The following is a 20,534-nucleotide window of genomic DNA, read 5'->3' as shown; positions in this document are numbered from 1 at the left end:
TCTCCTATTTGGCCATTACCGAACGAAGTCCGGGACCCAGCCGGCCGCAAGAGCGATCGGCATGATGACGTTTCCGGCGACGACGATGAACGGAAGGATGTACGCGAGCACGACCATGAGGCCCTCACCGCGCTTGCCCAACCAGCCAAGGTCAGACACAGCGAGGTAGATGCCGTGGGTCAGGTGCAGCAGCAGTGCCAGGTTCGCGACAACGTAAACCAGGGTGACCCACCAGCGACCTGGGCCAAAGGTAGCCAGCAGGTTGTTGCGGACTGCGCCGTGGACGAACTCGTCGGAAGCCACAGCAACACCCATGGTGAGGTCCAGGATGTGGAACACGATGAACAGCAGCAGGATGACACCCGTGACCAGCATTGCGCGGGTCGCGGTGGACTGCCAGCCACCCATCAGGCCCGTGCGCTTGAAGCGACCGCGGGACTTCTTCGAACGGCCGTGCAGGGCGAATGCTCCCCAAACGTGCAGCACCAGGCAGGCGAGCAGCACGATGCGAATAATCCACAGGAAGCCCTCACGCGGGAACAGCGGCTCGCCGATCGTGCGGAGGAACTCGCCGTAGTCGTCGATCGGCGCGGAGCCGTCGGCGTGCAGCGGCATAAAGATCTTCAGGTTGCCCACCATGTGGCCAAGCACGAAAAGACCGAAGATGAGGCCGGTGATGGCCATGGTCAGCTTGATGGCCCATGTTGGGTAGGACGGCCGCTCGCGCAGCGGCTTTTCAGTAATTTTTCCGTGACGAATGGCTTCACGGTCTGCGTTTTGTACAGTCATGGCACCTCCAGTGTCGCTAATACTCTATGAGAATCGCGCCGGTTACACACACCTGAATTGCAGGCCGATCCATGTTTTTCCCAAGTTTCAACCGACACTTGACCCCTCTCCCCAGTACGCACCGCACTTTGTGACCTTCCTCACTGCGGGACATTGATGGTGGATAGCCAACAATCCTCACCCCGTTAAGTGTCAATCTTTGGTTGGTTAGTTTCACCTAACTGCCAGCTCGGGGCGAAATCGGTACGCTGGCCCCCATGGCTATTGACAAGAACACCGAGAACTCTGCAACCCGTCAGATTGATGCCCCTGCGGCCGCGATCTTCGACATCCTGTCCAACCCCGAGCGCCACGCCGAGACCGACGACTCCGGCATGGTTGTCTCCGCCGATCAGGCCGAGCGCCTCAAGGCAGTCGGCGACACATTCACTATGAACATGACCAAGGAGGACGGCGACTACCAGACCGTCAACGAGGTCTTCGCCATCCAGCCGGACCGCATCATTGGCTGGAAGAACGTGGAAAACACCACCGCCCAGGTGAAGGTTGGCGCGAAGTGGCTCTACGAGCTCGAGCCGATCGACGCCGACAACACCACCGTGAAGCTCACCTACCAGCGCGATGAGCTGGAGGAGAACCTGCTGGGCATGACCGAGAAGTTCAACGACGACTTCCTGGCTAAGTCCCTGGACAAGCTCGCAGCAGCAGTCGCAGGCGCATAAGCACTCGCTAATCGACGCCCCCACGCGGCACCCCGCCAGCCGGGGCGCCGCGTTCTGCTTTTGCTGATCGTCTAGCTTCCTTGGCAGCACAACCAGACGATCAACGCACCTCGCCCGCGTTTTCCCAGGTGATAACGCAACCCATGTTCAATATGGCGCGGATCGTCTAGTGGCAGCTAGACGATCCGCACCACAACATAAAAAAGGGGCGCGACCTGTGCGGTCGCGCCCCTTTTTATGCGGCGATCAATTAAAGGTTGATCATGTGGCCTTCGACGCCGTGGGCGACTTCCTTGAGCACCTCGGACAGGGTCGGGTGGATGTGGATGGAGCGAGCGATCTCACCAGCGGTCAGATCGAAGCGCTGTGCAAGCACAACCTCCGGCAGAAGCTCGGAAACGTTCGCGCCAACGAGGTGGGCGCCGAGGATCTCGCCGAACTCAGCGTCGGCGACGAGCTTGCCAAAGCCAGCGGTCTCAGCCAGGCCAACTGCCTTGCCGTTTGCGGTGAACGGGAAGGTCGCGACCTTGATGTCGCGGTCCGGCCACTTCTCCTTGGCCTGCTCCTCGGTGTAGCCCATGGAGGCAACCTGCGGGTTACAGAAGGTGGCGCGCGGGGTCATCATGTAGTCCTCGATTTCGAGGGTCTCTGCACCCGCGATGGTCTCGGCGGCGATGATGCCCTGTGCCTCTGCGACGTGGGCGAGCTGGAGCTTCGCGGTGACGTCGCCGATGGCGTAGATGTGATCGACGTTGGTGCGCATGCGCTCGTCGATAGCAATGGCGCCACGGTCGGTGAGCTCGACGCCGGTGTTCTCCAGGCCGTAGCCCTCGGTGCGCGGTGCGAAGCCGACGGAGATCATGACGCGGTCGGCCTTGAGGGTCTCGGTCTTGTCGGAGCCGTTCTTCTTTACGTCGACCTCGACGGAGTCGCCATTGTCGCGGACCTCGGTGGTGGCGTGGCCGGTGAGCAGCTTCACACCAAGCTTCTTGTAGGCCTTGGCGATCTCCTTGGATACGTCCTTGTCTTCGTTCGGCAGGACGCGGTCCTGGTACTCGATGACGGTGACGTCAACGCCGTAGTTGGACAGCACGTAGGCGAACTCCATGCCGATGGCACCTGCGCCGACGATGACCATCTTCTCCGGAGCCTCAGGGTTGAGGATCTGCTCTTCGTAGGAGACGACGTTCTCGGACAGTTCGATGCCCGGCAGGGTGCGCACGACGGCGCCGGTGGCGATGATGCAGTCGTCGAAAGTGACGGTCTTGCCCTTGTCGTCACCCTCGGTGATCTCGATGGTCTTGGCGTCCTTGAAGGAGCCCAGGCCGTTGATTTCCTGGATCTTGTTCTTCTTCATCAAGTAGTGCACGCCACCGACGATCTTCTGGGAGACCTGGCGGGAGCGCTTGTGGGCGTCGGTGTAGTCGAACTCCACGTCACCCTTGATGCCGAAAGTTTTTGCTTCGTGGTTGAAGATGGAGGCGACTTCAGCGTTCTTGATAAGCGCCTTGGATGGGATGCAGCCTACGTTGAGGCAGACTCCGCCCCAGTACTGCTTCTCAATGACAGCAACTTTCTTACCCAGCTGAGCTGCACGGATGGCGGCGACGTAGCCACCGGGGCCCGCGCCGAGGACAACAACGTCAAAATGTTCTTTACTCACGATGCATATGGTACGTCCCCGTCTGGCAAAATGTGGCGGAGGATCTCCCCAAGTCTTTAGGAAAGCGAGCACAGTTCCGTGAAACTCACGCGTCCGGCCATCGCCGCAGCCGCTGTCGCCCTTGTTACAGCAGGTGCCGTTCCCGTTGTCCATTACGCATCTTCGCTTGACGACGACACCCCCGCCGTCCTCAGCGCTGCCCAGTCGACAGTGAACACAACACTGCCCGAGACCACCACCTCGGAGACGACCGAGCCGACTGAGAAGTCGACCACGTCGGAAACGTCGGCAACGTCGACCTCGAACGAGCCCACCCCCACCACGTCCGAGCTGGTACCGGAGGGCTCCAGCAAGGACACGACCAACGAGGACCTCACCTCGAAGGATGACTCAGCCGCTGACGCGGATGCGGACGCCACGGTGCTTTCGGAGGATGCGGCGAAGCTGAACCCGATGGGTGAGGATATGCAGCAGCACCCTGCGATCAAGGAACTCGGTGAGGTGCCGAAGACGATGAGCGGCGCGGAGCAGCGCTGGGTCAAGCGTCTGGCCGACAACCAGCACGTGTGGAAGAACGAAGCGCTGCGCGTGTACTCGGAATCGATGGGCCGTTACATCCCGGTCGCGGTGTTCTACGCCACCAACGACAAGGGCGAAACGGTCGAGAACGCCCCGACGGTTTACCTACTTAACGGCGCTGGTGGCTCCGAGCAGGACACCGACTGGGTTTCCCAGGCACTCGAGGAAGTCCACGAGGTCTACGGTCACTCGGGCGCGAACGTGGTCATCCCGATGGAGGGCGCGTTCTCGTACTACGTCGACTGGGCTGCAGAGCCACCGACGAAGGACAACGTGTTTTACAAGGGCAAGCAGATGTGGTCGACGTTCCTGGCCAAGGAACTGCCGCAGACCATCGAGCCATACATCAAGGCTGACCCGAACCGCCGTGGCGTGATCGGCATGTCTATGTCCGCCACCTCGTCGCTGCTGCTCGCTGAGCACAACCCGAACATGTTTAAGGCCGTCGGCTCGTTCTCCGGCTGCCCGGCAACGTCGCGTCCGCTGCCGAGCTTCTTCATCAACCTCACGGTGGACCGTGCTGCACCGGGTGTCATGACGCCTGAGTACATCTTCGGCCCGATGGGTTCGGACTACAACCGCCGCTACGATGCCCTAGTCAACGCACCAGCTCTGGCGGGCACTGACACGAAGGTGTACATCTCCACCGGCACCGGCCTCGCAGCGGAGACCGACATGCCGGGCACGTTGCGGAAGCGCCTCGAAGATGCGGGCCTGGACTCCTCCGACGCGTTTGTGAAGGGTTCCGCGAACGCCGCGACCCTCCTGGTCGAAGGTGGCGCGATCGAGGCCGCGATGAACGCCTGCACCCACGACTTCCTGGTCAAGGCGCGTGCCAACGGTGCGGAGGTCGCTCACGCTGAGCTGCGCCCGGTTGGCACCCACTCCTGGCCGGTGTGGCGCGATGACCTGAAGCGCTCCTACGAGACCGTGTTCAAGTCGGCGCTCGGCCTGTAACCGCGCCTGTAAAAAACAGGCAACAAAAAAGAGGCACCCTGCCACAGGGTGCCTCTTTTTCTAGCTTTTAGAACATGCCCAGGCCGTAGGCGATCGTGGAGGACGTCGAGGAGCCGAAGTGGATGAGCTGGCCGAGGACCTCGTTGATCTGCAGCTGGACGGATTCGATCGGGTTCATGTCGCTTTCCTTTCAAAACGTGGAACATCTGTAACAATAGCCACAGGTTTAACGTATGTACCGTACAATGACGCTTCGAATGTCGTCAGGCAACACACTTTCGTTACAGAAACGGGGACCCGCCTCATGAAGACCTTGAAGAAAGCTGCGCTCGCAGCACTCACCGCCGTCGCCCTCGCATGTGGTACGACTCCCGCGGTGGCGCAGCCGGTTGGCGTGGTCAAGGCGTGGGACGCCACGGCAAACCCGCCGACTGTCATCCACACCGGCAAGCCGCAGTCCTGGGTGAAGCAGGTCGACCACAAAACGGTCCTGTCCTACAACGTGTTCTCCCCGTCAATGAACCGTGACATCCCCGTCGCCGTCATCCCCGCCACCAACCCGGCTGGCCAGCGCGTCCAGGGCGCGCCGACGCTCTACCTGCTCAACGGCGCAGGCGGTGCGGAGCAGGACCAGGACTGGATCCACCTGCACACCACCAAGGACTACTTCGCGGGCAAGGGCGTCAACGTGGTCATCCCGCAGGCTGGCGCATTTTCGTACTACACCGACTGGGTCGCCCCAACCGTGCGCTCCCGATACCTCAACGGCCCGCAGAAGTGGGAGACGTTCCTGACCAAGGAACTGCCTGGTCCGATTGAGCGCACCCTCGGTGCAAATAACAACCGAGCGATCGCCGGGTTCTCCATGTCGGGCACCTCGGCGCTCGTCCTGCCGCAACACAACCCGGGCATGTACAAGGCGGCGGCATCGTTCTCCGGCTGCGCGGCGACATCCTCGCCAGCCGGTTACAACTTCGCCCGCATCACCGTGAACCGCGCGTCGGCTACCCAGGACTTCAAGACCGTCACCCCGGAGATGATGTGGGGTCCGATGGGCGGACCCTACAACCGCTGGAACGACGCCCTGCTCAACGCCGAGAAACTGCGCGGCCTGAAGCTCTACGTCTCCGCGGGCACCGGCCTGGCGGGGCGCAGCGACCAGGTCAGCTACCTCATCGGCCTCGGCGCACCGGACCCGATCGCACACATCGGCGCGGCAACGCTGCAGGTAGAAGGCGGCGTGATCGAGGCTGCGATCAACACCTGCACCCACGACCTCAAGGCAAAGCTCGACGGGTTGAACATCCCGGCGCACTTCGAGCTGCGCAACGTGGGCACCCACTCCTGGCCGTACTGGCGCGACGACCTGGACAAGGCCTGGCGCACCACTATCGCACCGGCACTCGGGGTGTAAGCACGCGCTGGACTAGACTTCGCAGGCGATGAAACGCCGCAGCGACAACTACACGGGCGTGGAACCCAACCGTGGGTTCCACGTCACGCATTACGACCTGGATTTCGACTACATCGTCGGACCCAACCGGCTCAACGCCACCGCAACGTTGACGCTGACCACCACCGAAGCCCTGCACCACCTGACGTTGGATGTGGCGGAGGGGCTTGCGGTTCGGCGCGTGGAGTCGTCGATAAGCAGTGGCATCAAGCGCTTCCGCCAGTCGGGTGGAAAATTGCGCATCTCGCTTCACGACGACCTCCCGGCCCACACCGAATTCACCCTCACCATCCGCTACGGCGGCAACCCCCGCCCGCGACGCACCGCGTGGGGTGAACTCGGCTGGGAGGAACTGGACAACGGCGCGCTGACCGCCAACCAGCCCAACGGCGCGCCCACCTGGTTCCCCTGCAACGACACCCCCGACGAGAAGGCGACCTACACGTTTAACGTGCGCACCGACCGCGACTACGTCGCAGTAACCAACACCACCGCGCACCCGATGCCGACGTACCTGGCCACGGTGCAGGTCGGCCAGTTCCAGCGCGTGGAGCTCGGCCGCAACGTCGTCGCGTGGCTGCCCGGCGCGCAACCCGGCGACCTGAACAAGCAGCAGGCGATGCTGGACTACTTTGAAACCGTCTTCGGGCCATACCCGTTTGAGAACTACCAGGTAGTCGTGCACGAGGAGGCGCTGGAAATCCCGCTCGAGGCGCACGGTTTGTCCATCTTCGGCATCAACCACCTGCGCCGCAACGAGCGGCTGATCGCGCACGAGTTGGCGCACCAATGGTTCGGCAATTCGCTCGGCATCGGCCATTGGCGCGATATCTGGCTCAACGAGGGTTTCGCCTGCTACGCCGAGTGGCTGTGGGCGGATCACGCAGGACAGATGCCTATCGACGACTCCGTGCGCACCCACTACGACAAACTCACCCCCATGCGGTTTACCCTGGCGGATCCGGGCCCGCGCGACATGTTCGACGACCGCGTGTACAAACGCGGCGCGATCACGCTGCATGCTTTACGACGAAGCGTCGGCGACACCGTCTTCTCCAACACCGTGCGCGATTATGTGGCTGCGAACGCGGACGGGATCGTGGATACGCAAACGCTCATTGACGCCTTTGCCCGCAACGGCGCCGACATTGCCCACATCTTGGACGCGTGGGTGCAGCGCGCCGAACTGCCGGAGTGCCCGTGAAACACCTCTCGCTGGCGACAGTGTTCGCCGCCATCAGCGGGCTGGTCGTCGTCTGGGTCGCCGGCTGGGCGCTGGACGTAGAAACCGGCTACCGGTACTTCCTGGCCTACTGGGGGTTGTTCTTCGCGTGCGCCGGGATCGTGGACGGCATCACCCACGAAACCACCCGCGCCGTCGCCGCCGCCCGCGAGGACGGCACCCACGGCAACGCCAACCCGTGGCGGATGGGTGCGGTCATCGGCGGGGTGGCGCTGGCGCTCGTGGCGGTGTTCGGCCTGTTCGGCATGGGTACGATCGTCCCCTCCGACCCGACGCTGGCCACCGCGCTGCTGGCGTTCGGCCTGCTGTCCTACGCGTTCCAATCGGTGCTCTCCGGCGTGCTGTCCGGCGCGGGACTGTGGGAGCGCTACGCCGCACTCGTGGCGTTGGACTCCGGCGCGCGCCTGGTCCTCGCCGTGCTCACGCTGCTGCTTGGCGGTGGGCTTCGCGAGTTCCTCATCATCACCGTCATCGGCGCCCTGAGCTGGGTGGTCATCCTCGCCGTCGACCCGGTGCGCGTCGCCTTGGACGTGGACCGCGCCACGTTCGTGCGCCGCGTCCTCTCCGCCATGACCGCCTCAGGCGCCTCCGCAGCGCTGATCACCGGCTTCCCCACCGCCGTCAGCGCCGCGTTTCCCGACGACCCGCAGACCTCCCTGACCGTCGCCGCGATCTCGAATGCCGTCATGCTCACCCGCGCACCCGTGCTCGTGCCGCTGCAACGCTTCCAATCGGCGCTGGTGGTGCGGTTCGTGGAACACCGCGACCGTATTTACAAGGCGCTGGCCGCCCCCATCGGCGCGGTGCTCGCCCTCGGCGTGGTGGGGTTCGCCGCCGCATGGCTCATCGGGCCGTGGATCCTGCGCCTCGCGTTCAAACCGGAACTGTTCGTCGCCGGCATCACGCTCGGGCTGCTCACGTTCGCGTCGGCGTTCATGGGCATGCTCATGATCACCGGCGTGGCAGTGCTCGCACAGGAGCGGCATGCGTTTTACGTGGCAGGCTGGGGCGCGGCAACCCTGAGCGCCTTCGCGGTCCTCTTCATCGCGCCGTGGGGCGTGGCCACCTCGGTTACCGTCGCCCTGTTCGTCGGGCCGGTTGTCGGTGCGCTCGTGCACCTCGCAGGCCTTGTAAGGTAACGCGATATGGAATCTTTGCTGGTCACCGGCGGCGCCGGTTTTATCGGGTCGAACTTCGCACGCATGGCGGCGCAGCGCTACCGCGTCGTTGTGGTGGACAAACTCACCTACGCCGGCAACCGCGCCAACGTCCCCGAGGGCGTCGAGTTCGTCCAGGGGGACATTTGCGAGCAATCGCTTATCGACGACCTGGTCAACCGCACCGACGCCGTCATCCACTTCGCGGCAGAATCCCACAACGACAACTCCCTGCGGGACCCAAGTGCGTTCGTGCAATCCAACGTGGTGGGCACCTTCACCCTGTTAGAAGCCGTGCGCAAATTTGATAAGCGCCTCCACCACATCTCCACCGACGAAGTCTTCGGCGACCTCGAACTCGGCGGCAACGACGCATTCACCGAAACCACCCCCTACAACCCGTCGTCGCCCTACTCCGCAACCAAAGCCGGCTCCGACCACCTCGTACGCGCATGGGTACGCTCCTTCGGCATCAAAGCGACGATCTCGAACTGCTCCAACAACTACGGCCCCTACCAGCACGTAGAAAAGTTCATCCCCCGCCAGATCACCAACATCCTGTGCGGCCAACCCGCGAAGCTCTACGGCACCGGCGCCCAGGTGCGCGACTGGATCCATGTCGACGACCACAACGACGCCGTCCTCACCATCCTCGAGCACGGCCGGCTCGGCGAAACCTATAATATCGGCGCAAACCAGCCACACACCACAAACAAGCAGGTCATCGAAACAATCTGCGAAATCATGGGCGGCACCTACGAACACGTCGCCGACCGGCCCGGCCACGACCAGCGTTACACCATGGATGCCACCAAACTCCGCAACGAACTCGGCTGGACACCCAAGCACGACTTCGACACCGGACTGCGCGACACCATCGACTGGTACCGAGAGAATCGTCGGTGGTGGGAGGACGGTAAGGGTGTCGTCGAGAAGCAATATGCGCAAAGGGGACAGTAATGATCGCAGGACTTGAAATCCACGACCTCACACTGCACAAAGACAACCGCGGCTGGTTCAAAGAAAACTGGGCCGGCCAAGCACTCGTACCGCAGCAACAAAACGTGAGCTACAACGCCCGACGCGGCGCCACCCGCGGTATGCACGCAGAACCCTGGGACAAATGGGTCTCCGTCGCCACCGGACGCGTCTTCGGCGCGTGGGTAGACATGCGCGCCGGCTCCGAAACCTACGGCGAAACGTTCACCTGCGAAATCGGACCCGACACCGCCGTGTTCGTCCCCCGCGGCGTAGCCAACGGCTTCCAAGCGCTTGAAGACGACACCACATACATCTACCTGGTCAACCAGCGCTACAGCCCCGGCGGTGCGTACTGCTCCTACCGCGAGATCGACTGGCCGCTCGAACCCACCGAACTCTCCGCCGCCGACCAAGCACACCCCATGCTTGCCGACGCCACCCCACTACCACCCCGCCGCATCCTAGTCACCGGCGCCAACGGGCAGCTCGGCCGCGCGCTGCGTGCAATCTGGTCCGACGAGGAGGCGTTGTTTGTCGGCCGCGACGACTTCGACATCTGCCACGCCGCTGACGCGACGGGCAGCGTGAGTATCGACTGGTCCGAGTTTTGGGCCGTGGTCAACTGCGCCGCATACAACGACGTCAACGGCGCCGAAACCGACCGCGCCACCGCCTGGGCCGCCAACGCCACCGCCCCCGCCGCGCTCGCCAGGCTTGCCGACGAGCACGACCTCACCTTCGTCCACGTCTCCTCCGACTACATCTTCGACGGCACCGTCGAGGTCCACGACGAAACCGAAGTGCCCTCGCCGCTGTCCGCCTACGGAGCCTCCAAAGCCGCCGGCGACACCGCCGCGCAAACCGCCCGCAAGCACTACGTCATCCGCACCTCCTGGGTCTTCGGCGACGGCGCCAACTTCATGGAAACCATGGCCCAACTCGCCGAAAAGGGCGCCACGCCGAAGGTGGTATCCGACCAGCGCGGGCGCCCCACCTCCGCCGAAGACCTGGCCAAAGGCATCGCGCACCTGCTTCGCACCGGTGCCGAATACGGCGTGTACAACATCACCTCCGACGGCGACACCGTCGGCCGCGACGAAATCGCCATGGCCGTCTACATCGCCATGGGCGGCAACCCCGCCGACGTCCACCCCGTCACCACCGAGGAGTACGGCCTCGACGCCGCCGTGCGCCCCCGCGAATCCACTCTGTCGCTGGACAAGATCAAGGCCACCGGGTTCGCGCCGACGAACTGGCGGGCAGCACTCGCGCTCTACGTCGCCATGCGATAGCCCAGCTGAGGGGGTGAATCCCGCTTATACTTCCGGAAGTCCCCACCCCGTTCCCAGGAGATTTCCATGAAAACGTCGCGCTTCCTTGCTCTTGCTACTGCCACCGCTGTGGCCTTTTCCGCTGTCACGCCTGCGCAGGCAGCGCAGATCGGCCCCCTCAACCAAAACAAATGCAAGGTGACCTTCACCGCGGCGGAGAAGGATTTCCTGACATCGATGGAACAGGACGTGGCGAGCCGACTCGACTCGACGTTTGCACGCGACATCAACCTGTCGCTCGAAGCCGCATACCCGTCCGCTCGTCCCGTTGGCAATGACTTCGTCGACGCCAACAAGCAACCACTCACCGGCCACAAGACTGTCGATGCCTTCGACGCAGCATTCGACGCCCTGAACAAGGACTCGTACCTGAACCGACTGGGTATGGCAGGTATGAATGAGTCGACCGCGAAGTTTTATCTGCAGCTGCGCGCGCGAGCTGCCTATGGGCAGAACCTCGCCGGCGGCACCGAATCCGAGGAAACAGACTGGGATAATTACTACGTCGAAGCGAGGAAGAAAGAGGGCGATATCGAAGGCAACTTCGCTGGCGCCCTGCTAGCTCTCTTGTTTGGTCTCACCGATGTCCTTGGCAACGAGGCACAGATGGAGAAGTTCTACTCCACCTTCGAGAAAACCTCCGCTGGCAAGTACTTCGAGGGCCTGAACGCCTTCCTCAACGCCAACGCGGACGCTGAGGAAGCTTGCCTCGGTGAAGGCAACACCACGGTTGCGTTCCCGACGAAGCCCGCGAGCCAGCCGAGCAAGGAAGACGGCTCCTCCACCGCTGGCATCGTGGTCGGCGTGATCGCCGCTGTCCTCGCAGTCGTCGGTATCGCGGCGGCTTTCGCACCGCAGTTGGGTCTCCAGATCCCGGGCCTGCGCTAACTGAGGTCGCAGGCAACTTACCAATCAACTTCCCAACTACTTACCAACATGGGAAGTTGATTGGTAAGTTGGTGGCATGTTGCCGGTCGATCTTGCTCAGCTGCTAGACAAACTCCGCATAATCGGTACTGAACAGCAGCACGTAGAAGTTAAATCCGGCGCCGGCAAAAACATGTTGGAAACACTCAGTGCTTTTTCTAACAAAGACGGCGGAATCATCATTTTTGGAATCGACGAAGAATCGGGTTTCACCCCGGTTCCCAACTTCGATTCCCGGAAAACTCAAGACTCTCTAAATTCATTTTGCGAGAAGCTCACTCCGCCAGTCCGTCCAACGGTCGAAGTCATGCCATTCGAAGGTTCCAGTGTCGTCGTTGCACATTTCAAAGAAATGGCTCCGTTTGATAAACCGTGTTATATCACCGCACGTGGGCCCTACGGTGGCAGCTATATCCGTTTAGGCGAAAGCGAACATCGCCTTACCGCGTATGAAGTGGATCGATTGCGCGAGGAAAGCCACCAACCACGCTGGGATCGCACTCCCGTCGAAGAAGCACGCTTAACCGACTTAGATGAAAATATTCTTCGGTCCTACCTTCAGCAACAACGCAATTCACGTCCGAAGACCTTTAAGGACGGGGAAGACATCGCGCTCCGACGGCTTCAAGTGCTCCAAGGCGACTCCCCTACCTTCGCAGCACTGTTAGCAATGGGCGACTTTCCTCAAGAATTCTATCCACGACTGACAGTCACTTTCGCCCTCTATCCAGGTGCCGAAAAAGGCGAGGTAGGAGAAGGAATTCGACTGCTGGATAGTGCGCGACTTAGAGGCCCTATCCCCGAGCTGGTAGACGAAGGTGTCCGTCTAGTTGAGAAAAATATGCGAACTGCTGGTCTTATAGAAGGAGTTTTCCGCCGAGATTTACCGGACTATCCTCAAATCGCAGTTCGCGAGGCACTCGTCAACGCACTTATGCATCGCGATTATTCCCCGACTGCACTCGGCACACCAGTACAGATCGACATGTTCGTGGACAGGCTAGTCATATCTAATCCTGGCGGACTTTACGGCGGTGTTACTAAGGAGAATTTGGGAACCCCTGGTGCGTCTTCTACGAGAAACCAACAGCTAGCAACTTTTTTGGAAGACCTTCATTTCGATGACGGGGGTCTCGTCGCTGAAAATAGAGGTACGGGTATCGCGACGATGACACGAGCGACCGCTGATGCGCTTATGCCGCCTCCTGTTTTCAGTAATTCTCTCACGCATTTCTCTGTGACTTTTCATAAGAGGAAAGTCGCTGCTGAAGAAACTCATGAAACGGCTTACCAACAGGTTCTCCGACTTTTCGATGAACAACATTCCTGGTCAAGCACTGAACTAAGAAATGCAACGGGGAGAAGTCGCAGCGCAATCCAGTTGGCTTTGAATCAGCTGATGGAAGAAGGGCGAGTTGAACGCACTGAGCCTTCTCGAAGCCCGAAACAGCGGTACCGGCTTACGAAGTAGAGCTTCCCAATCAACTTCCCAACTACTTACCAACATGGGAAGTTAGTGGGAAGTTGGCTGCCCACTAGACTTCGGGGCTATGAAAGGCATCATTCTGGCGGGCGGATCGGGTACGCGGCTGTACCCGATCACGCAGGGCATCTCGAAGCAGTTGATGCCGATTTACGACAAGCCGATGATCTACTACCCGCTCTCCACGCTGATCAGCGCGGGTATTCGGGAGATTCTGATCATCACCACGCCGGAGGATCGGGCGAATTTCGAGCGTTTGCTTGGCGACGGCTCCCACCTCGGCATCATGCTCCACTACGCCGAACAGCCGAAGCCGGAAGGCCTCGCCCAAGCGTTTCTGATCGGCGAAGATTTCATTGGCGACGACGCCGTCGCCCTGGTGCTTGGCGACAACATCTTCGACGGCGCCGGCATCCTGGAAGCGCTCGGCCAGGTACGTGAGATTGAGGGCGGGGCGATCTTCGCCTACGAGGTGTCGGACCCGCAGCGCTACGGCGTGGTGGATTTCGACGCGGACGGCACCGCCCTGTCCATCGAGGAGAAACCGCAGCAACCGAAGTCGAACTTCGCGGTCGTGGGGTTGTATTTCTACGACAACAACGTGGTGGAGATCGCGAAGAACATCACCCCCTCGGCGCGCGGCGAGTTGGAAATCACCTCGGTCAACGAGGCCTACCTCAAGCGCGGCGACCTGAAGGTGCACCGCCTGCACCGCGGGGATGTGTGGCTGGATACCGGCACGATCGATTCGATGAGCGAGGCCAGCTCCTACGTCGAAGTGCTGCAAAAACGCACCGGCACCGTCATCGGTTCGCCGGAGGTCGCCGCCTACCGGGAAGGCTTCATCGACGCCGCCCAACTGCGCGCACTCGGCGAGGCCGTGCTCAAATCCGGCTACGGCCGCTACCTTATCGACGCCGCCGAGGAGGCCTAATGCCCACCCTTTCCGCCCTCATGAGCGTCTACCACGCCACCGACGCCGCCGAACTCGAACTCACGCTGAACTCCCTCGACGCCCAGACGCGCCCCGCCGACGAGGTTGTGGTGGTCTTTGACGGGGAGGTGTCTGGGGCGGTGCGTGGGGTCGTCGCAAAGCATGGCGCTCGCGTGGTCGAGCTACCCGAAAACGTCGGCCTAGGCCGGGCGCTCAACGCAGGCTTAGCGACGATCAACGCCACCTACACCGCACGCATCGACTCCGACGACGCCGCCAAACCGGAGCGCTTCGCCAAACAGCTCGCGTACCTGGAGGCGCACCCGGACGTGGCCGCACTCGGCAGCGCCATGGAAGAGTTCGAACACACCCCCGGCGACCGCGGCACCATCCGCGCACTGCCGCGGGATCCGAACGCGTACGTGAAAATCAACTCCCCGCTCAACCACCCCGCGGTCACCTTCCGCACCGACGCCGTCAACGCCGTCGGCGGCTACCAGCACGTGCCGTTCATGGAGGACTACGACCTGTGGGCGCGCCTCATCGCCGCCGGCCACACCCTGGCCAACCTCGACGAGCCACTGACCTACTTCCGCGTCACCGACGACCAGCTGCGACGCCGCGCCAGCGCCGACACCCGACGCGCCGAGCGCACCATGCAGGCCAACCTCGTCGAATACGGGCTGATCTCGCGGCCGCGCGCGCTGGTGAACCTCGCCGTGCGCAACCTGTACCGCGCCCTGCCCATCGGGCTAACCAAGCGCGTCTACTCCGTGCTCTTCCACCGCGGCGAGTAACCTCTTTAAGCGACATGACCGGATTTTCAGACACTTGGCTGATCGTGCCTTGTTACAACGAGGGCACGGTCATTTTCGACGTGCTCAGCCACGCCCGCGAAACCTTCCCCAACATCGTCGCCGTCAACGACGGATCCCACGACAACTCCGCCGAACAAATCCGCGCCGCCGGCGCCCACCTGGTCAACCACCCGGTGAACCTCGGCCAAGGTGCAGCGATCCAGACCGGCGTGGAGTACGCGCGTGCGCAGCCCAGCGCGAAGTACTTTGTCACCTTCGACGCCGACGGCCAGCACCAGGTCAAGGACGTGGCGCGCATGGTTGAGCGGTTGCGGACGGAGCCGCTGGATATTGTCGTCGGTACGCGGTTTGCGGGCCAAGACAACTCGCAGGTGCCGTGGATTAAGCGCGTCGTGCTGAAAACGGTGGTGATGCTGTCGCCGCGCACCCGCAAACTCGGCCTGTCGGACGCGCACAACGGGCTGCGCGCGTTTAACAAGAAGGTCGCCGACGAGATGAACATCCGCATGAATGGGATGTCGCACGCTTCGGAGATCGTCACCATGATCGAGAAGTTCGGCTGGCGCGTCGACGAAGAGCCGGTGGATATTCTCTACACCGAATACTCCATGTCCAAGGGGCAATCGTTGATCAACGGGGTGAACATCCTCGCGGATGGGCTCGTGGCAAGGAGGCTGCCATGATTCAGGCGTTGTTACTGCTGGCCATTGTGGCGCTGGCGTGGTTCTTCTTCGCTAACCGCCGCAAGGCGAACGCGAAGGCGTGGGTGAAGTTGGGCTTCGTGCTGATGGTCCTCGCCGCCGTGTGGGCGATCGTTCGCCCCGACGATGTGACCGTGCTGGCCAACTGGCTCGGCGTGGACCGCGGCACGGACCTCATGCTTTATCTGCTGGTCATCGCATTTTTCTTTACGACGATCTCCACCTGGACCCGCTTCCGCGAACAGGAACTGCGCTACGCGCGCCTCGCCCGAGCGGTAGCGCTGCAAAACGCCGAAGCGCCCGACACAGCGCCGGGTAGCGCAGCGGGCGCTGCGACAGGCACAGCGCCGGGCGCAGCGCCGGAGCGGGATTAGAACCCGCGGCGGATCCACTCCTCTAGGTGCGGGGCTTCGTCGCCAATCGTGGTGTGGTCGCCGTGGCCGGTGCGCACGACCGTCTCCGGCGGCAGGTCCAGGACGGACTTCTGCAGGGAGTGGATGATGGTGTCAAACGACGAGAAGGATCGTCCCGTCGCGCCCGGCCCGCCCTGGAAGAGGGTGTCGCCGGAGAAGAGTTCGCCGGCTTCCTCGGCGTAGATGACCACGGAGCCCGGCGAGTGGCCTGGGGTGGACATCACGCGCAGGTCGGTGCCGGCGATGGTGAACGTGGCGCCGTCGAGAAGCTGGCGGTAGTGCGCGCCCGGGTTCTGTCGCTGCCACAAGAACCCGTCGGTGGGGTGCAGGTACACCGGGGCGTCGACAAGCCGCGACAGCTCGGGCGCGGCGTCGATGTGGTCGGAGTGGCCGTGGGTGGCCAGGATGCCCTTGACGCGACGGTTGCCCACGGCGTCGGCGATGGCTTGGGCGTTGTGGGCGGCGTCGATGATGTAGACCTCGGAGTCGTCGCCGACGATCCAGACGTTGTTGTCCACCTCCCATTCGCCGCCGTCGAGTTTGAACAGGCCGGATGTGATGACGTTGTCGATACGCATTTAGAACTCCACCACGCTTCGCAGCACGTCGCCGCGCTTCATCTTTTCAAACGATTCCTCGATGTCCCCGACACCAATGCGTTCGGAGACGAACTCGCCGAGCGGGAACCGTCCCTGCTTGTACAGCTCAACGTACGTGGGGAAGTCGCGCTCCGGCAGGCAGTCGCCGTACCAGGCCGGCTTGATGGAGCCGCCTCGGGCGTACAGGTCGATCGCGGGGATGTCCACGTGGTCGGTCTGGTTGGGCACGCCGACCATGACCATGCGGCCGGCGAGGTCGCGGGAGTAGAACGCCTGGCGCCAGGTGGGTTGGATGCCCACGGCGTCGATGGCCACATCCGCGCCGAAGCCGCCGGTGAGGTCGCGCACGGCCTCGATGACGTCGTCTTCGCTCATATCCTTGGAGCAGATGGCGTGGGTTGCGCCGAACTTCTCGGTCGCAACATCGCACTTACGCTTATCGACGTCCACCGCCACCACCGTCGACGCCCCCGCCAACGCAGCACCCGCCACGGCCGCAAGACCTACCCCGCCGAGGCCGAACACGACGACGGACTCGCCACGCTGCACCTCACCGGTGTTCACCGCGGCGCCCAGGCCGGCCATGATGCCGCAGCCGAGCAGGCCCGCCGCGGCCGGGTCGGCTTCCGGATCCACCTTGGTGCACTGCTTCTCGTGCACAAGGGTCTTCTCGGCGAAGGAGCCGATGCCTAAGGCTGGGGTGAGCGGGGTGTCGTCGTCAAGCGTCATGCGCTGGGACGCGTTGTGGGTGTTGAAACAATTCTTCGTGTCCCCCTTGCGGCAGGCGCGGCACTCGCCGCAGACTGCACGCCAGTTCAGCACGACGAAATCGCCGGGCTCGACGTGGGTGACATCTTCGCCGACCGTCTCCACGACGCCAGCCGTTTCGTGGCCGAGCAGGAACGGGAACTCGTCTGCAATATCACCGTCGCGGTAGGCCAGGTCCGTGTGGCACACACCGGTGGCCTGAACCTTGACCACAACATCGTTTGGGCCGGGGTCGGGGATCACAATGTCCACAACCTCGACGGGCGCGCCCTTGGAACGGGCGATTACTCCTTGAACAGTCTGTGTCATGCCCTCCCAGACTAGGAGCGGGCGATGATATTTGCCACGTGCTCGTGGCCACGCTGGTTCACGTGGATCGGCAGGTTACCCGGCCCGCCGTAGAAATCGACCAGGCCAGCCCACATGCGCTGGTTATCCGGGGCGCACATGTTGTTGTTCATCGTGGACGGTTTCAGGTCCAAAAACTCGACGCGGGCGGCGCGAGCGGCGTCGACCTGCATCCACTGGGCGAGGTTCTCCCAACGCTGAACTTCCTGGAAGCGCGTCCAGTCGGAGGCGTTCGGGGCGATGTGGAACAGGCACACGCGGTCGCCGGCGGTGACCTTCGGGTAGCCGACGATCTGGATGCGCGCGTTCGGGGCGGCGGCGCGGATGCGGTTGATCTGCGGGACCATGTAGCGGGTGAAGTCGCGACGGATGTCGGCATCGGGGCGTGAATTGTTGTTGTACGTGTCGTTGAAGCCGACGGAGATGATCACGCGCGCGGTTGCCGGCGACAGGCCGCGGTCCGCGATCGCGCGGTCGACCTGTTGGAAGAAGCCCGGCCCCTTCGAAATGGTGACCACGCCGGTGCAGGAGTAGTCACGCGCAGGCAGGCCAAGTTTCGCGGCGGAGCGCTTGCCCCAGTTCGTGGCGGAGGTCGGGCACCAGGTGCCGTTGTCGGAGCGCCCGCGCGGGTCGAGGCCGAGTTTGCCGGCGGCCCACTGGCCCATGTTGGGGTCGGAAATAACGGAGTCGCCGAAGATGACCATGTTGCGCTCCTGCGCGTGGGCGGCCGGGGTCAGTGGGGCGACGAGGGCGGCAGCGGCCACAAAGGCGGCTGCGAGACGTCGGAAAACAGACACGAAAATCCTTTCACGCGAGACACTTACGTATCGGTAGGCTACATTATCCTCATGCGCCCCACCCATCGTCCGCTGTTCTTACTGAAGTCTTTCGCGCGATTCGTGCCCGCCGTTACACGCGCCGGCATCATCAGCGCCGAAGGCGGCCCCCGCGCAGCGCTCGCACTCATCCCGAATCTCGCGCGCTACTGGTTCACCACCGCCCGCGAAATCGAACAAGGCGCCGCAGCAGTGCCCGATCGCCTCGCTCTTATCGACGACACCGGGGCGCTGACCTACCGCCAACTGCGCGAAGACTCCCGCACCGTAGCCAAGTGGCTGCTGGCCCAGAAAGAAGAGCGCGGCCTCGACGAACTACGCATCGGCGTCATGGCCCGCAACGGCCGCGGCATCGTCCTACCCCTCGGCGCCAAGGGCTACACCGGAGGCCACATCTTCCTACTCAACATCGGCTCCTCCACCGAGCAACTGCGCGGCATCATCGCCGAAAACGACATCAACATCCTCTTTATCGACGACGAGTTCGCCGACCGCATCCCCAACGACATCCCCCACATACCCGTGGTGCGCGCGTATGAGGACGTGGTGGTGAAAGGGGTCGTCGATAAGCGACTGCCCCTCTGGCCCAAACACGGCAACCTCGTCCTGATGAGCTCCGGCACCACCGGCATCCCCAAAGGCATCGTGCGCCCCGAACCACGCCTGCCATTCGTGGTCGCCGGATACCTCGAAGCAATCCCCTGGCGCGCTGGCGACACCATCCAACTCACCGCCTCCATCTTCCACACCTGGGGCTGGTCCGCCCTGCAAGTCGCGCTGGCGACCCGCTCCACCATCGTGACGCAACGCGAATTCGACCCCGAAAACTGCTTCCGCCAAATCGAAGCATTCCGCTGCGACGGCCTCATCTCCTCGCCGATCTTCTTCAAACACATGCTGGACCTCGACGAAAACTACGACACCTCGTCGCTGCGCTACCTCGCCACCGCCGGCAACGCCGTCACCCCGTCGCTACTGCGCCACACCACCGAACGCTTCGGCCCCATCCTGGCCAACATCTACGGCTCCACCGAACTCGCCCTCGCCGCCGCCGCCTCCCCCGAACAAATGCAGGCAGACCCCACCACCGTCGGCAAAATTGCGCCAGGCACCGTTCTCAAAATTTACGACGACAACGGCCGCGAAACCCCCACCGGCCAAACCGGCCGCATCTTCCTCCACAACGAAACCGCACTGCGCGGCTACACCAACCCGAACACCCCCACCGTCGAAATCGACGGGCTCATCGAAATGGGCGACCTCGGCTACATCGACGCCGACGGCTATCTCCACGTGCAATCGCGTAGCGACGACATGATCATCGTCGGCGGCGAAAACGTCCACCCCCAATCCGTGGTGGAAGTCCTCGAAGACATGCCCGGCATCGGCGAGGTCTACGCCCACGGCGTCGACGACGACGACACCTTCAAACGCATCGCCGTCTGGGTCGTCAAAACCGCCGAAATCACCGAGGAAGCCGTCCGCGACTGGGTGCGCTCACGCTTGGCCGATCACTCGATCCCCCGGGACGTGCACTTCGTCGACAAGCTGCCGCGCAACGCCGTCGGCAAAGTCGTACCGCGCTTCCTGCCCGGGCTAGGGCAAAAAAATTGAGCCACCCAGGCTCGCCCCTCTTGTGCCAACCAATGGCTTTCCATTACTGTTCGAAGCGTAGAGATTGCACGTCGTGTGCAACTCCACATTGCCGGAGACCCCGCCTAGTGCGGGGTTTTTGTGCACCTAGGGCCAGACCCTTTGTATCCCGAGCTGTGCAATGTGGGTTAAGCGACAACCCGGAGCGGGTTAAGCGACAAAATGTGTGTCTGCTATCG

General features: G+C 62.7%; 19 protein-coding genes. 14 read left to right on the top strand and 5 right to left on the bottom strand.

What is annotated here, in order from left to right; translation table 11 throughout:
• Positions 1-15: 15 nt before the first annotated feature.
• Positions 16-789, bottom strand: a complete 774-nt coding sequence (locus tag HMPREF2785_RS07785) for a succinate dehydrogenase cytochrome b subunit (protein ID WP_070421514.1) — start codon at positions 787-789, stop codon at positions 16-18.
• A gap of 257 nt (positions 790-1,046) precedes the next feature.
• Here HMPREF2785_RS07785 and HMPREF2785_RS07780 point away from each other — a divergent pair, with 257 nt between their 5' ends.
• The gene (locus HMPREF2785_RS07780) at positions 1,047-1,511 is read left to right on the top strand and encodes an SRPBCC family protein (protein ID WP_070421515.1); all 465 of its coding nucleotides are present in this window, start codon (positions 1,047-1,049) and stop codon (positions 1,509-1,511) included.
• 250 nt (positions 1,512-1,761) lie between these two features.
• Here the strand turns inward: HMPREF2785_RS07780 and lpdA are convergent, their stop codons facing one another.
• The gene (lpdA, locus tag HMPREF2785_RS07775) at positions 1,762-3,174 is read right to left on the bottom strand and encodes a dihydrolipoyl dehydrogenase (protein ID WP_070421516.1); all 1,413 of its coding nucleotides are present in this window, start codon (positions 3,172-3,174) and stop codon (positions 1,762-1,764) included.
• 78 nt (positions 3,175-3,252) lie between these two features.
• Between lpdA and HMPREF2785_RS07770 the strand changes: the two genes are divergently transcribed.
• The 12 genes from HMPREF2785_RS07770 to HMPREF2785_RS07715 all read left to right on the top strand — a co-directional run bounded on the left by HMPREF2785_RS07770 (position 3,253) and on the right by HMPREF2785_RS07715 (position 16,112).
• The gene (locus HMPREF2785_RS07770) at positions 3,253-4,710 is read left to right on the top strand and encodes an alpha/beta hydrolase (protein WP_141750669.1); all 1,458 of its coding nucleotides are present in this window, start codon (positions 3,253-3,255) and stop codon (positions 4,708-4,710) included.
• Positions 4,711-5,014: 304 nt separating this feature from the next.
• Entirely contained in the window at positions 5,015-6,124 is a 1,110-nt protein-coding gene (locus tag HMPREF2785_RS07765) for an alpha/beta hydrolase (protein ID WP_070421517.1), read from the top strand.
• Positions 6,125-6,152: 28 nt separating this feature from the next.
• Positions 6,153-7,367: a M1 family metallopeptidase gene (locus HMPREF2785_RS07760; protein ID WP_070614790.1), complete on the top strand. Its 1,215-nt coding sequence runs from the start codon at positions 6,153-6,155 to the stop codon at positions 7,365-7,367.
• Positions 7,364-8,545 carry a hypothetical protein gene (locus HMPREF2785_RS07755; protein ID WP_070614805.1) on the top strand — a complete coding sequence of 394 codons (1,182 nt, stop codon included), beginning with the start codon at positions 7,364-7,366 and terminating at the stop codon, positions 8,543-8,545. The genes HMPREF2785_RS07760 and HMPREF2785_RS07755 overlap by 4 nt, the downstream gene beginning before the upstream one ends.
• 6 nt (positions 8,546-8,551) lie before the next feature.
• Positions 8,552-9,523: a dTDP-glucose 4,6-dehydratase gene (gene rfbB, locus HMPREF2785_RS07750; protein WP_070614789.1), complete on the top strand. Its 972-nt coding sequence runs from the start codon at positions 8,552-8,554 to the stop codon at positions 9,521-9,523.
• The gene (locus HMPREF2785_RS07745; protein WP_070614788.1) at positions 9,523-10,836 is read left to right on the top strand and encodes a sugar nucleotide-binding protein; all 1,314 of its coding nucleotides are present in this window, start codon (positions 9,523-9,525) and stop codon (positions 10,834-10,836) included. The genes rfbB and HMPREF2785_RS07745 overlap by 1 nt, the downstream gene beginning before the upstream one ends.
• 66 nt (positions 10,837-10,902) lie before the next feature.
• Positions 10,903-11,763 carry a hypothetical protein gene (locus HMPREF2785_RS07740; RefSeq protein WP_070614787.1) on the top strand — a complete coding sequence of 287 codons (861 nt, stop codon included), beginning with the start codon at positions 10,903-10,905 and terminating at the stop codon, positions 11,761-11,763.
• A gap of 76 nt (positions 11,764-11,839) precedes the next feature.
• Positions 11,840-13,273 carry an ATP-binding protein gene (locus HMPREF2785_RS11595; RefSeq protein ID WP_070829323.1) on the top strand — a complete coding sequence of 478 codons (1,434 nt, stop codon included), beginning with the start codon at positions 11,840-11,842 and terminating at the stop codon, positions 13,271-13,273.
• Positions 13,274-13,352: 79 nt separating this feature from the next.
• Positions 13,353-14,219: a glucose-1-phosphate thymidylyltransferase RfbA gene (rfbA, locus tag HMPREF2785_RS07730; RefSeq protein WP_070614786.1), complete on the top strand. Its 867-nt coding sequence runs from the start codon at positions 13,353-13,355 to the stop codon at positions 14,217-14,219.
• Positions 14,219-15,016, top strand: a complete 798-nt coding sequence (locus HMPREF2785_RS07725; protein ID WP_070614784.1) for a glycosyltransferase — start codon at positions 14,219-14,221, stop codon at positions 15,014-15,016. Before rfbA ends, HMPREF2785_RS07725 begins: the two co-directional genes overlap by 1 nt.
• A 14-nt stretch (positions 15,017-15,030) precedes the next feature.
• Positions 15,031-15,720 carry a glycosyltransferase family 2 protein gene (locus HMPREF2785_RS07720; RefSeq protein WP_070614782.1) on the top strand — a complete coding sequence of 230 codons (690 nt, stop codon included), beginning with the start codon at positions 15,031-15,033 and terminating at the stop codon, positions 15,718-15,720.
• Positions 15,717-16,112 carry a DUF2304 domain-containing protein gene (locus HMPREF2785_RS07715; protein WP_070614776.1) on the top strand — a complete coding sequence of 132 codons (396 nt, stop codon included), beginning with the start codon at positions 15,717-15,719 and terminating at the stop codon, positions 16,110-16,112. The genes HMPREF2785_RS07720 and HMPREF2785_RS07715 overlap by 4 nt, the downstream gene beginning before the upstream one ends.
• Here the strand turns inward: HMPREF2785_RS07715 and HMPREF2785_RS07710 are convergent.
• The 3 genes from HMPREF2785_RS07710 to HMPREF2785_RS07700 are packed head-to-tail and all read right to left on the bottom strand — an operon-like array spanning position 16,109 to position 18,663.
• Positions 16,109-16,729, bottom strand: coding sequence for an MBL fold metallo-hydrolase (locus tag HMPREF2785_RS07710; RefSeq protein WP_070614773.1), 621 nt, complete (start codon positions 16,727-16,729; stop codon positions 16,109-16,111). The two genes, HMPREF2785_RS07715 and HMPREF2785_RS07710, sit on opposite strands and share 4 nt — an antisense overlap.
• Complete coding sequence (locus HMPREF2785_RS07705) at positions 16,730-17,827, bottom strand: S-(hydroxymethyl)mycothiol dehydrogenase (RefSeq protein ID WP_070614771.1); 1,098 nt, start codon at positions 17,825-17,827, stop codon at positions 16,730-16,732.
• A gap of 11 nt (positions 17,828-17,838) precedes the next feature.
• The gene (locus tag HMPREF2785_RS07700) at positions 17,839-18,663 is read right to left on the bottom strand and encodes a GDSL-type esterase/lipase family protein (protein WP_070614769.1); all 825 of its coding nucleotides are present in this window, start codon (positions 18,661-18,663) and stop codon (positions 17,839-17,841) included.
• Between the two features lie 51 nt (positions 18,664-18,714).
• Here HMPREF2785_RS07700 and HMPREF2785_RS07695 point away from each other — a divergent pair, with 51 nt between their 5' ends.
• On the top strand, positions 18,715-20,316 hold the full coding sequence (locus HMPREF2785_RS07695) for an AMP-binding protein (RefSeq protein WP_070614767.1): 1,602 nt from the start codon (positions 18,715-18,717) through the stop codon (positions 20,314-20,316).
• The last annotated feature ends 218 nt before the right edge of the window (positions 20,317-20,534 follow it).

It is taken from the genome of Corynebacterium sp. HMSC067D03, from assembly GCF_001811185.1.
Classification (GTDB): domain Bacteria; phylum Actinomycetota; class Actinomycetes; order Mycobacteriales; family Mycobacteriaceae; genus Corynebacterium; species Corynebacterium coyleae.
This window is presented reverse-complemented; position numbering and strand designations above follow the sequence as displayed.